This is a genomic window from Mesorhizobium sp. M0189 (assembly GCF_040322135.1).
Lineage (GTDB): Bacteria > Pseudomonadota > Alphaproteobacteria > Rhizobiales > Rhizobiaceae > Mesorhizobium.
This window is the reverse complement of the sequence record NZ_JAMYSW010000004.1, coordinates 132,418-144,603: the sequence shown is the minus strand read 5'-3', so window position 1 is coordinate 144,603 and position 12,186 is coordinate 132,418. Positions and strand designations below refer to the sequence as shown.

The following is a 12,186-nucleotide window of genomic DNA, read 5'->3' as shown; positions in this document are numbered from 1 at the left end:
CGGACTACCGAACCGGCAATGTCTTTTTCGGCGTAGTTTCTGTAACCGGTCGCCCCGCCGGTGGCAACTGGCCCGATCGATCAGCCCTGAGGCACTACCAGGACCTTGACCTCACCTGGTGCCGACGGGTTGGCAATGATCGCCACCGCCTCGTCGAGGTCGACTTGTCGCGATATCAGCCGGTCTACCTCGATCGCACCCGAGGCGATGAGATCGGCGGCCCGGCGATGGGTAAAGGGATTGAGGAAGGAGCCCAGGACCTTCAACTCGCGGAACAGCAGGTCGAACGGTTCGAACGCCGCTTTCATGCCTTGCGGCATGACGCCGACGACGACAATTGTGCCGCCCGCCTTGGCCAGCCGCATCGCCTGCTCGACGGTGTCTTTCACGCCGGCGCATTCGAACACCACGTCGACGCCGCCCGGCATCAAACCCGACCGGCCGACGATCGCGTCGGTGATGTCGGAAGCGCTGGGATCGACCGTCGCCGTTGCGCCAAGTTCCTCGGCAAGGGCGCGCCGCGAGGCCTGGCGCGTCGACAGGATGATGGTCGTCGCACCGGCGAGCTTTGCCAGTTGAACGGTGAGCAGGCCGATCACGCCGCCGCCGAGCACGGCAACCGACGAACCTGGTCTGATCGCGGCAAGGTCCACGCCATGCAGGCAGCAGCCGAGCGGCTCGCAGAACGCACCATGCGTCGGCGCCAGATCGCCTGGCAGGACGAAAGCCTGTTTCTGCGGCAGGGCAAGATATTCGGCAAAGCCGCCATCGCGATGGATGCCGATGGCACGCAGATTGCCGCAGAGGTTGACCCGGCCGGCCTGGCAATGCGCGCACCGGCCGCAGGCGATGTTGGGATCGCCGGTGACGCGGTCGCCGACGGCAAAGCCGGATACGGCAGGTCCGATCGCCTCGACGATGCCGGAGAATTCATGGCCGAGAGTCACCGGCGGCGTGCACGGGAATTCGCCATGGAAAAGATGCCGGTCGGTGCCGCAGACGCCGCACGCCTCGATCCGCACCAGCAGCTCGTCCGGTCCGGCAGTCGGTTTCTCGACCTCGCACACGGCGAGGCCGCCCACTCGCTCCAGTCGCACCGCCTTCATGGCTGCCGGGCCTTCGTCAATTGAAACTCGGTGGTTGCGACAGATCGGTTGCCGGTGCCGCCGGTTTCGCGGGCGGCTTTTCGTCGAAGCTTGGCGGCTGCGACAGGTCCTGCGCGCCGGGCGCAGCGGGTGCCGTGCTGCCACCGGCCGGCGGCGTGCCGAGCGGCGACAGGCTGGGCATCTCCGGCACCTTGATGTCGATCGTCGCTGGATCGACGACGGCGCCTTTGTAGTGCATCACCATCTGCGGGAAGGCGATGGTCAGGCCGATCATGATCACCTGGATACAGACGAACGGCACTGCGCCCCAATAGATCTGCCCGGTGGTGACGGGCGCGATCTGTTTGCCGGTGAGCCGGTCGAGATAGGGCACGCGTGCGGCGACCGAGCGCAGATAAAACAGCGCGAAGCCGAACGGTGGATGCATGAAGCTGGTCTGCATGTTAACCCCGAGCAGCACGCCGAACCAGATCAGGTCGATGCCGAGCTTGTCGGCCGCCGGCGCCAAAAGCGGCACGATGATGAAGGCGAGCTCGAAGAAATCGAGGAAGAAGGCGAGCACGAAGACGAGGATGTTGACGCCAATCAGGAAACCGACTTCACCGCCCGGCAGCGACGTCAACAGGTGCTCGACCCAGATGTGGCCATTGACGCCGTAGAAGGTCAGCGAGAACACCCGCGCGCCGATCAGGATGAACAGCACGAAGGACGACAGCCGCGTCGTTGAGGCCAGCGCCTGCTTGACCACGTCGAGCGACAGCCGCCCCTTCATCGCCGCCATCGCCAGCGCGCCGACGGCGCCCATGGCGCCGCCTTCCGTCGGCGTGGCGATGCCGAGGAAAATGGTACCCAGCACCAGGAAGATCAGCGCCAGTGGCGGGATCAGCACGATGATCACCTGCTGTGCCAACCTCGACATCAGGTTGATCTTCAGGCGCTGGTCGATGATCGCCACGACATAGATGAAGATCACGCCGATGGTGGCGCCGAGGATATCGGCATTGCCGCCATGGTTTGGCGCGAGGTAGCGATACGCGGCATAGGAAACCACCACCGCCGCCAGGAGCGCCGCCAGCAGCGACAGCACACCGTGGCCGAGCGTGCGGGCCTCCAGCGGCAGTGCCGGCATCGACTTCGGCCGGACGATCGACATGAGCAGGATGTAGAGCATGTAGATGCCGGTCAAAATGAGCCCGGGGATCAGCGCCCCCTTGTACATATCGCCGACCGAGCGGCCGAGCTGGTCGGCCAGCACGATCAGCACCAGTGACGGCGGGATGATCTGGGCGAGCGTGCCCGATGCTGCGATGACGCCGGATGCCAGCCGCCGGTCGTAGCCGTAGCGCAGCATGATCGGCAGCGAAATCAGCCCCATGGCAATGACGGAAGCCGCCACCACGCCGGTCGTCGCGGCCAGCAGCGCGCCGACGAAAATCACGGCATAGGCCAGGCCACCACGAACCGGTCCGAACAACTGGCCGATCGTGTCGAGCAGGTCTTCGGCCATGCCGGATCGTTCGAGCACGATGCCCATGAAGGTGAAGAACGGGATCGCCAGCAGCGTGTCGTTCGACATCACCCGGCTGCCGTAGAAATTGTCCGGCAACGCGTGCAGCAACGGCCAGGCGAGGTTGATCGAGCCGCCCGAATATGGCGACAGCAGCACGCCGATGAAGAAGAACATCAGGCCGTTGGCGGCAAGCGAGAAGGCGACGGGGTAGCCGATCAGCAGGAAGAAGATCAGCGAGGCGAACATGATCGGCGCCATGTTCTGGGCGATGAACTCGATCACGAGCGCACCTCTTCGACGAGCGCCTTGGCTTCTAGCTCGGCCTGTTCATGCACCGATATGAATGGAGTGGGATCGTCCATATGACCGCGCATGATGGCGATTTTCTTGATGATTTCGGAAATGCCCTGCAGCGCAAGCAGGAAAAAGCCGACCAGCAGGATCGCCTTCGCCGGCCAGATGATCAGCCCGCCGGAATTGTTCGACATCTCGCCGCTGCGATACGACAGCGACACATAGGGAACGAAATAGACCACCATCAATGTCACGAACGGCATCAGGAAGAAGACGTGACCGAAAAGGTCGATCCAGTGCTGCACGCGGCGCGAGAACATGCCGTAGACGATGTCGATGCGGATATGGTCGTTCTGCTTCAGCGTGTAGGCGGCGGCCAGCATGAAGGCGGCGCCGAACAGATACCACTGCAATTCCAGCCAGGCGTTCGAGGACATGTCGAACAGCTTGCGGATGACGGCGTTAGCGGCGCTTACCAGAATTGCGAGCAGGATCAGCCACGATACCCATTTGCCGATGAATTCGTTCAAACGGTCAATGGTTCTGGAAAGAGCGAGAAGCCCTGCCATGCATTCCTCCCTTGTGTCAGAGCGCGGCGGTTCCCTGTCCGTTGCGCCGCTGTGGACCAACGGTATGCAGTGCGTGGTTCGGCGGGTCAACACGGGCCTGCCCGCATAAACACAGTTGTGAGGTGACGACCGGCAAAAAAGCTGCCGCGTCCTTTGCATGTCCAAGGACATGCGGCTCTTTCACCAACCAAAGTCGGGTGCGGCTCAGGCGATCTTCTGTTGGTCGCGGCCGGCGCCGATCAGCACAAGCATGGCGACGAGGAACAGGTACATCCAGCCATCGCGCCATTCGAGCGGGAAATAGCCGGCCCATAGCGATTCGGCCATGCCGAAAGCGGCGGCGCCCAGTGCCGCCCGCAGCGGCGAAAGATAGCCGCCTACTGCCGTCACGAACAGGATCTTCAACCCGTAGACCAGGCCGGTGCCGAAGCTGATGTTGCCGTAGTAGAAGCCGGCGAGCACGCCGGCCAGCGCAGCGCAAAGGCCGCCGAAAAGCACCGCACGCCGAAACACCGCGCGGACATCGACACCGCACATCGCAGCAGCCTTGGGATCGTCGGAAACGGCGCGCCAACTGCGGCCGAAGCTCGAATGTGTGAAGCCCCACGCAGCCAGCGCAATGGCCGCCAGCACGGCAGCGCAATCGAGCAACTGGATCAGCGTCAACGTCGCCTTGAAGCTGGCACTCTGCGCGAAGACGATGGTCTGGGCCAGCATCGGTGGCAACCACAGATCGTGGGTGTTGGCGGCGATGCGGCTGGCTTCCGACAAGACCAGCAATATACCGAGCGTTGTCACCACGATCGCATTGGGCGAGCGGTCGGCCAAGGGTTCGAAGATGCTTCGTGACAGAACGTGGCTGATCAGCGCCGCGTAGAGAAACGCCGCAACTATGCCGAGCGCGACCGATGCAAGCAGCGTCAGCCACAGTGCCTGATAGCCGAATGCCGCGGTGAGGATCATCGTTTGCCCGCAAAAGGCGAACAGCGCGCCATAGGCAAGATTGGTGCGGTGCAGGATGCCGTTAGTCAGCACATAGCCGAAGGCAAGCAGTGCGTAGAGCGCGCCCGAATGCAGCCCGTTCAGAACCTGCTGGAAGAAATAGAGCATGCAAAATCCTCGGTGCATGGCTCCGAATAATCGGAAATCGACTTTCGCTGGGATCATGCACAAAATCAAAGTGCTACAAGCCGCGGCGCTCGCAGCCGTGAAGAGCGTTGCACTCGGAATCTAACTTGTCAAATGCGATTTATCGGTTAGATTTCATCGCATGACGGTATCCTGGACTCCGCACCGCTTCACCGGCGGCATGCTTGCGCTCGACACGGCGAACACCGTTGTGCTGCGGCACCATCCGGAGAAGACCTTCGACCGTTTCGACGATCCCGCCGAGATTGCCCGCTTTGCCGAAGCCGCCAGCGGCTTTCGCGCCGCCGAGCGCGGCGGCAGGCGGCTGGAGGCCCCGTCGCCGGACAAGATCGCGCCGGTGGTACTGTCGATCCGCGAAACCACCGATCGGCTGTTTCGCCGCGCGGTGTCGAAAGGTGCGATCGCCACCGCCGACATGCCTGAATTCCTGGAAGCCTGCGCCGACGGCCTCGCCCATGGCCGCACCGAAATCGGGACGCTTGGAAAACCGTTCGGCGACCCGGCGACGCCGATCGCCTTTGAGGCGGCATTGGCGGTCTCGGCGCTGTCGCTGCTGCGCGGCGACACCATCGCCAGGCTGAGGATTTGTCCCAACTGCAGCTGGCTGTTTGTCGACCGAAGCCGCAATTCCAGCCGCCTTTGGTGCGACATGGCGGTATGCGGCAACCGCCAGAAGGCAAACCGTCACTATCGCCGCCGGACGGCGGCGAACGAGGTCCACAATGGCGAGGTCCAGAATGGCTAGGCTGTTTTCGCGCTCGATCGTTGTCGGGGTTGCGCTGATTGTGGCTGCAGCGCTCGGCGCCTGTCGCGAGACGGGCACGGACGACAACGGCGATGGCAAATTGTTCGAGATTTCAGGCAAGATATTCGTGTTCAACTATCGCCTCGCCAGGGCGACCTACCTCGTTACGCTGCGGCCGTTGCGGCCGATGGGGGAGGGGCAGGTCGCGGTCGCCAGCTTCCAAAACCCGGCCGGCGGCGAGCCGCTGGCAGTCGAGCAGAAAATCTGGCCGAAGCTCGACAAGGTGACGCTGGAGAGTCCGGCGCTTCAATGCGTCGTCAAGGACAAGCCTTACGCGATCGCGATCAGCATCAAGGACGCTGACGGCACGATCCTCCAGAAGATCGACACCACTCTGATGTCGACGGAGGACCAGTCCGTCCTGCCCGACCGGCCGCTGGTCATCGATCAGCTTTATACGCCCAATCCGGACCTTGCCGGCCACCCGGACGGCAAGTTGCCGAACGAACCTAAGCCCGACTGTTCGAAAGGTCTCTGACGCATTTTTCGACGGCATCGGATGGCGCGGAATTTTATTGCTGTCGAAAACAGCCGACGCGCGGTTTCTTACGCCGGCGGGCGCGGCGTTGATGATTTGTTGCGGACCGCCTGGCGGCTTCGATTTTGTTTGACCTCCCCGGCAAGGGAAGAAAGACTATAGGTACTTGACTCCGACGTTGGCCGCGCACCCTCCAGGTGCGGCTTCCGCACAGGAAATGCCTGATGACGCTGCACAATGTCGCGCTCGACGACAAGTTCGACCTGGCAAAGGAGCGCATCTTCCTGTCGGGTGCCCAAGCAGTCATCCGCATGCTTCTGATGCAACGCGAGCGCGACCGCCGGGCTGGCCTGAACACCGCCGGTTTCGTCTCCGGCTATCGCGGCTCGCCGCTCGGCGGCCTCGACATGCAGCTGTGGAAGGCCCGGGACCAGCTCGCGCAGTCGGACATCGTCTTCCAGCCCGGTCTCAACGAGGAGCTCGCCGCCACCGCCTGCTGGGGCTCGCAGCAGGCCGAATTGCTGGGCGAGGGCACTCGTGACGGCGTTTTTTCGGTCTGGTACGGCAAGGGTCCGGGCGTCGACCGCTCCGGCGACGTGTTCCGTCACGCCAATCTCGCCGGCTCGTCGAAACATGGCGGCGTGCTGGCCCTGATGGGTGACGACCACATGGCCGAATCCTCGACCAACGCGCATGCCACCGAGTTCCTGTTTGTCGACACCATGGTGCCGATCCTCAATCCGGCCGGTGTCCAGGAGATCATCGACTACGGCCTCTACGGCTTTGCCATGTCGCGTTTTGCCGGCACCTGGGCGGCGATCAAATGCGTCAAGGACAACATCGAATCGACGGCCTCGGTCGATGCCGCGCTCGACCGGCTAGATATCGTCATCCCGGACTTCGACATGCCGCCCGGCGGCCTCAACATCCGTAACGAGATCGACATGCTCGGCCAGGAGGAGCGGTTGCATGAATACAAGCGCGCCGCTGCTTCGGCCTTCATCCACGCCAACGGGCTGAACCGGATCGTCTATTCAGGCGGCAGCAGCCCGAAGCTTGGCATCGTCACCATCGGCAAGAGTTATCTCGACGTTCGGCAGGCGCTCGAAGACATAGGCATCGACGAAGTGGCCGCCAATCGTATCGGTATCAGGCTGTTCAAGGTCGGCTGCCCGTGGCCGCTCGACCTGCAGCACATCGCCGACTTTGCTCGCGGCCTAGACACCATCGTTGTCGTCGAGGAGAAACGCTCGCTGATCGAGGTGCAACTGCGCGAGAACCTTTACGGCACCGCCACGCAGCCGGTCATCGTCGGCAAGAAAAACGAACGCGGCGACTGGCTGTTCCCGGCCAAGGGCGCGCTCGACCCCAACGACATTGCCATCGCACTCGGCGAGAGGATCTTGCTAACGATCGGCCCGTCGGAAGAAATTGCCGCGCGGGTGGCGAAATTGCGCCAGTTCCAGGCGATGCTGGCCGACACGTCAGACATCGCCTCGCGCACGCCCTTCTTCTGCTCCGGCTGCCCACACAATTCCTCGACCAAGGTGCCGGACGGCTCGCTCGCCGCCGCCGGAATCGGGTGTCATTTCATGGCGCTGTGGATGGACCGCAACACCGTCGGCTTCACTGCCATGGGCGGCGAGGGCGCGCAGTGGGTCGGCCAGGCGCCGTTCTCGAAGCGCGAGCACATCTTCCAGAATCTGGGCGATGGGACCTACAACCACTCGGGTGTGCTGGCGATCCGCTTCGCGCTGTCGACCGACGCCAACATCACCTACAAAATCCTCTACAATGACGCCGTCGCGATGACCGGCGGGCAGCCGCACGAGGGCGGCCTGACGGTGGACATGATCGCCAGGCAGGTGCGCGCCGAGGGCGTCGAGCGCATCGCCATCGTCACCGACGAGCCGGACAAATATACCGGCAAGGTGGAATTTCCCGCCGGCGCCACCATCCACCACCGCGACGACCTCGATCTCGTCCAGCGCGAGTTGCGTTCGGTCAAGGGCGTCTCGGTGCTGCTCTACGACCAGACCTGCGCCGCCGAGAAGCGCCGCCGCCGCAAACGCGGCACCTTCCCCGATCCCGACAAGCGCATCTTCATCAACGAGCTGGTCTGCGAAGGTTGCGGCGATTGCGGCGTGCAGTCGAATTGCGTCTCGATCCAGCCGGTCGAGACCGAATTCGGCCGCAAGCGCAAGATCGACCAGTCGAGCTGCAACAAGGACTTCTCTTGCGTCAATGGTTTCTGCCCGTCCTTCGTCACCGTCCACGGCGCCAAAATCAGGAAAGCCGAAGGCATAGCCGGCACGGCCGACCCGCTCGCTGGGGTGCCGGCGCCGGCGCAATTTACACTCGGTGAACAAGGCTGGGCGGCGATCATAGACGGTGTCGGCGGCACCGGCGTCGTCACCATAGGCGCGGTGCTCGGCATGGCAGCCCACCTCGAAGGCAAGGGCTGCGGCATGATCGACATGGCCGGCCTCGCCCAGAAGGGCGGCTCCGTGTTCACCCATGTCCGTATTGCCCGCACGCCGGACGACATCCACGCCATTCGCGTATCGGCCGGCAAGGCCGATCTCGTGCTTGGCTGCGATCTCGTCGTTTCGGGTGCAAAGAAGGTGCTGGCCGCGGTGCGCGAAGGCCATACCATCTTCCTCGCCAACACCGCCGAGATCATGCCGGGCGAGTTCGCCCGTTCGGCCGATTTCTCGCTGCCTATCGAGCGGCTGAAGAAAGCGATAAGAACTGCCGCGGGCGACGACAAGGCGCATTTCTTCGACGCGACCCACACCGCCACCGCGCTGTTCGGCAGTTCGCTCGGCGCCAACATGTTTATGCTCGGCTTCGCCTTCCAGCACGGCGGCTTGCCGCTGTCGGACGAGGCGGTCGAGAAGGCAATCGAGCTCAACGGCGAGGCGGTGGCGATGAATATCGCGGCATTTCGCTGGGGTCGCCGCGCCGCCCACCAGCCGGATTTCGTGCGCGGCCTTCTCACCCAGCCGGGCAAGGCCACGCAGCCTGCCGCGATTGCCGAGACGCTGGACGACATCATTGCCCGCCGCGTCGCCTTCCTGACCGCCTATCAGAACGCCGCCTATGGTAAGCGCTATGCCGACAGACTGGCAGCGCTGCGTAAGGCCGAAACCAAGCTCGTGCCCGGTTCGACCGTGGTGACCGAAGCTGCCGCAAAGAACCTGTTCAAGCTGATGGCTATCAAGGACGAATACGAGGTGGCGCGGCTCTATACCGACGGCTCCTTTGCCGCAGGTCTCGCAAAGCAGTTCCAGAGTTACGACAGGCTCGAATTCCATCTCGCACCGCCGATCATGGGCAGGCGCGGCAGTGACGGCAAGCCGAAGAAATCGAGCTTTGGTCCGTGGATGATGAACGGGTTCCGCCTGCTGGCGGCGATGAAGGGCCTGCGCGGCACCGCTTTCGACCTGTTCGGCTACAGCGCCGAGAGGCGTATGGAGCGGCAGCTTCTTGCCATCTATGAAGCCGACCTGGAGCTTGTCGCCGGCGCGCTGGCACCGGGCAAGATCGAGGCCGCTGCCGCGCTTGTCTCGGTGCCGGCGCTCATCCGCGGCTATGGCCACGTCAAGCGGGCCAGTGCCGAAAAAGCCGCCGGCGAACGCCAGCGTCTGCTCGACCGCCTTTCGACGGCGCCACTGCGGCCGCAGCTTCAAGCCGCCGAATGATTCCGCACCGTGATACGCCTTGTTTACCTGAACGGTAGTTTCCCTGTTTCCGCAGCGTCAGCGGGGGATCCCGGCAGGTCTCTAACCGCCTCTCTAAACCTTTCTTAAGGCCAATGTGACACTGCTGGGTTCCCAAGGGTTGGGATCCAGGCGTGAATCTGAAAAGACAAAACGAGATTCCGGTCGACGTTTACATTCCGTTCGTGGAAACTCTGTTTCGCGACGGCGTTACGCTTTCGATCGGCATTGTCGCGCAGACCTTCCTGATCGGCCTTGTCTGGTGGAAAAGCGGCGACCCGCTTTATCTGCTTGTCGCGATCGCGATGGTTCTCGTCGGCATCTTCCGTATGAGAAACTTCCGCAAATACAACAGCTTGCCCCCGCCGGCGACCTGGGAAGAGGCGCACAAGCGCGAGAACGACTACATCCTCTATGGCTCCTTGCACGGGCTCACGCTTGGCGCCTTCTGCCTGCTTGGCATCTATTTTGCGCGCGACAATTTCGCTGAGATCGCCTCCGTCTGCCTGACGCTGGCCACGGCCACCTCCATTGCCGGGCGCAACTATGGCTCCCCGCGCATGGTCACCATCCTGACGCTTGCCTTGACGTGGCCGATCTCGTTGGGGTTCCTTTTACGTGGCGATATCTACCACATCCTTCTCGGGCTCCTGTCCGCCCCATTCCTGTTTGCTATTCGCAAATTCGCCGACACGGTCCGCGACGTGCTTTTTGCCGCCGTCTCGGAGGAAAAAAAGGCGAACCGCATCGCACAGCGTTTCAACCGCGCCCTCAACACCATGTCGCATGGTCTTGTCATGCTCGGTCCGGACGGCCGGGTAGCGGTGGCCAATGCCGAAGCCGCGCACCTGATGTCGCTCAAATCGCCGGATGCCTTGCTCGGACGGTCGATCCACGGTCTGCTGATGCGCGGCGTTGCCGGCGGCATGCTGGCGCCGAAGGATTGCCGCTACATCGAAGCCCAACTGACGCGCGCCCTGCGCGAGGGCCGCGACCGCAAGGTTCTGGTCTCGCTCGCCAACGGCCAGCACTATGAATTTTCTGCCCGGGAAGGCAGCCAGGAACTGGGCGTCATCACTTTCGAGGATGTGACCGCCCGCGTCGAGGCGGAGGACAAGATCCGCTTCATGGCGCGCTACGACAGTCTCACCGGTCTGCCCAATCGCGCCTATTTCCATGAGCTGGTCGTGGAGGCCATGGCCTCGGGCGATCCGGACCGTCTCTGCGGGCTGGTCGTGCTCGACCTCGACGATTTCAAGAGCGTAAATGATACGCTCGGCCATCCGGTCGGTGACGGTTTGATCTACGCCGTCGCTGAGCGGCTGGCCGCGATCGCCGGGCCAGGTATCACCGTCAGCCGCTTCGGCGGCGACGAGTTCATGATCTTCTTCGAACGCATCGAAGATGAAAGCCATCTGACCGGCCAGGTTGATGAGATCTTTGTCAATCTACAGGGCGAGGTCGATGTCGCCGGCCACGGATTGCGCATCCAGGCCAGCGGAGGTGCGGCGCTCTCGCGGGTCAGGGATACCGACGTCGATGCCATGATCGTCAAGGCCGACCTTGCACTCTACAAGGCAAAGGAGCTTGGCAAGAACGGCTGGCGGCTGTTCGAGGCCTCCATGGACGCTGCCTTCCGCAGCCGCCAGCTGATGAAGGCGGATCTGCGCAGTGCGGTGGAAAACAAGGAGCTGCGAGTCGTCTACCAGCCGATCGTCGCGATGAACACGATGCGGATCGCCAGTTGCGAGGCGCTGTGCCGCTGGGATCATCCCGACCTCGGGCCGATCTCCCCCGGTATCTTCATTCCTCTTGCGGAGGAAATGGGCATCATTTCCGACATCAGCACTTTCGTCCTGCATGCGGCCTGCACGGAATGCGCCAAATGGCCGGCCCAGACCAGCGTGTCGGTCAATCTCTCGGCCAAGGATTTCCGCAATCGTGATGTCATCCAGAAGGTTCGCGATGCGCTGGCCGGTTCCGGTCTGCCGGCCGACCGCCTCGAGATCGAGGTCACCGAGACGGCGCTGCTCGATGACAAGTCGCTGACACGCCAATATATCGAGGAATTGAAGCGGCTCGGCGTTCGCATCGCGCTCGACGATTTCGGTACCGGTTATTCGAGCCTCAGCTATCTCCACAAACTGCCGCTCGACAAGATCAAGATCGATCGCTCGTTCCTGATCGACGTTACCCAGAACAGCCGGTCGCTCGAATTGCTCAAGGGCATCGTCAACCTGTCACGGCCGCTGGGACTTTCGGTTACCGTCGAAGGTGTCGAGACCTTCGAACAGCTCAAGATCCTAGCATTGCAGGTCAAGCCGGACCTGGTCCAGGGCTTTCTGTTCGGGTCGGCACTCAGCGCGTCCGGCATCGAGACGATGTCAAGCACCGTCTGGCCATTCGCCAAAGACATCCAGACCGCAAGGAAGGCGCCGCGGCGCTGATTTGCGCTGAAAACCGCGTATTTTAGTATAATTTTATTAATTGTTAACCTTAACGAGCGGTAAACGAGCTCGTACTTATTTTCATCTTTACATCTCATGACCCGTC

Annotated in this window: 8 protein-coding genes; 4 read left to right on the top strand and 4 right to left on the bottom strand. The window is 62.7% G+C overall.

Features of this window, described 5'->3' with window-relative positions:
* Positions 1–80: 80 nt before the first annotated feature.
* The 4 genes from NKJ09_RS09060 to NKJ09_RS09045 form a co-directional block, all read right to left on the bottom strand.
* Positions 81–1,106 (bottom strand): zinc-dependent alcohol dehydrogenase family protein, encoded by a 1,026-nt coding sequence (locus NKJ09_RS09060; RefSeq protein WP_352495209.1) that lies wholly within the window; start codon positions 1,104–1,106, stop codon positions 81–83.
* Between the two features lie 16 nt (positions 1,107–1,122).
* Positions 1,123–2,895, bottom strand: a complete 1,773-nt coding sequence (locus NKJ09_RS09055; RefSeq protein ID WP_031193698.1) for a TRAP transporter large permease — start codon at positions 2,893–2,895, stop codon at positions 1,123–1,125.
* Positions 2,895–3,479, bottom strand: a complete 585-nt coding sequence (locus tag NKJ09_RS09050; protein WP_023718051.1) for a TRAP transporter small permease subunit — start codon at positions 3,477–3,479, stop codon at positions 2,895–2,897. The genes NKJ09_RS09055 and NKJ09_RS09050 overlap by 1 nt, the downstream gene beginning before the upstream one ends.
* A gap of 204 nt (positions 3,480–3,683) precedes the next feature.
* Positions 3,684–4,589, bottom strand: coding sequence for a branched-chain amino acid ABC transporter permease (locus NKJ09_RS09045; protein WP_352495208.1), 906 nt, complete (start codon positions 4,587–4,589; stop codon positions 3,684–3,686).
* A 160-nt stretch (positions 4,590–4,749) separates the two neighbouring features.
* Here NKJ09_RS09045 and NKJ09_RS09040 point away from each other — a divergent pair, with 160 nt between their 5' ends.
* The 4 genes from NKJ09_RS09040 (at position 4,750) to NKJ09_RS09025 (ending at position 12,080) form a co-directional block, all read left to right on the top strand.
* A complete protein-coding gene (locus tag NKJ09_RS09040) occupies positions 4,750–5,373 on the top strand; it encodes a CGNR zinc finger domain-containing protein (protein ID WP_352762639.1) in 624 nt (207 codons plus the stop codon).
* On the top strand, positions 5,366–5,911 hold the full coding sequence (locus NKJ09_RS09035) for a hypothetical protein (RefSeq protein ID WP_023718048.1): 546 nt from the start codon (positions 5,366–5,368) through the stop codon (positions 5,909–5,911). The genes NKJ09_RS09040 and NKJ09_RS09035 overlap by 8 nt, the downstream gene beginning before the upstream one ends.
* Positions 5,912–6,135: 224 nt before the next feature.
* Positions 6,136–9,615, top strand: coding sequence for an indolepyruvate ferredoxin oxidoreductase family protein (locus NKJ09_RS09030; RefSeq protein WP_352495207.1), 3,480 nt, complete (start codon positions 6,136–6,138; stop codon positions 9,613–9,615).
* A gap of 152 nt (positions 9,616–9,767) precedes the next feature.
* The gene (locus tag NKJ09_RS09025) at positions 9,768–12,080 is read left to right on the top strand and encodes a putative bifunctional diguanylate cyclase/phosphodiesterase (protein ID WP_023718046.1); all 2,313 of its coding nucleotides are present in this window, start codon (positions 9,768–9,770) and stop codon (positions 12,078–12,080) included.
* Positions 12,081–12,186 lie beyond the last annotated feature (106 nt).

Coding starts and splice junctions, on each gene's coding strand:
- NKJ09_RS09060 (WP_352495209.1), bottom strand. CDS start 1,106: ATGAAGGCGGTGCGACTGGAGCGAGTGGGCGGCCTCGCCGTGTGCGAG.
- NKJ09_RS09050 (WP_023718051.1), bottom strand. CDS start 3,479: ATGGCAGGGCTTCTCGCTCTTTCCAGAACCATTGACCGTTTGAACGAA.
- NKJ09_RS09045 (WP_352495208.1), bottom strand. CDS start 4,589: ATGCTCTATTTCTTCCAGCAGGTTCTGAACGGGCTGCATTCGGGCGCG.
- NKJ09_RS09040 (WP_352762639.1), top strand. CDS start 4,750: ATGACGGTATCCTGGACTCCGCACCGCTTCACCGGCGGCATGCTTGCG.
- NKJ09_RS09035 (WP_023718048.1), top strand. CDS start 5,366: ATGGCTAGGCTGTTTTCGCGCTCGATCGTTGTCGGGGTTGCGCTGATT.
- NKJ09_RS09030 (WP_352495207.1), top strand. CDS start 6,136: ATGACGCTGCACAATGTCGCGCTCGACGACAAGTTCGACCTGGCAAAG.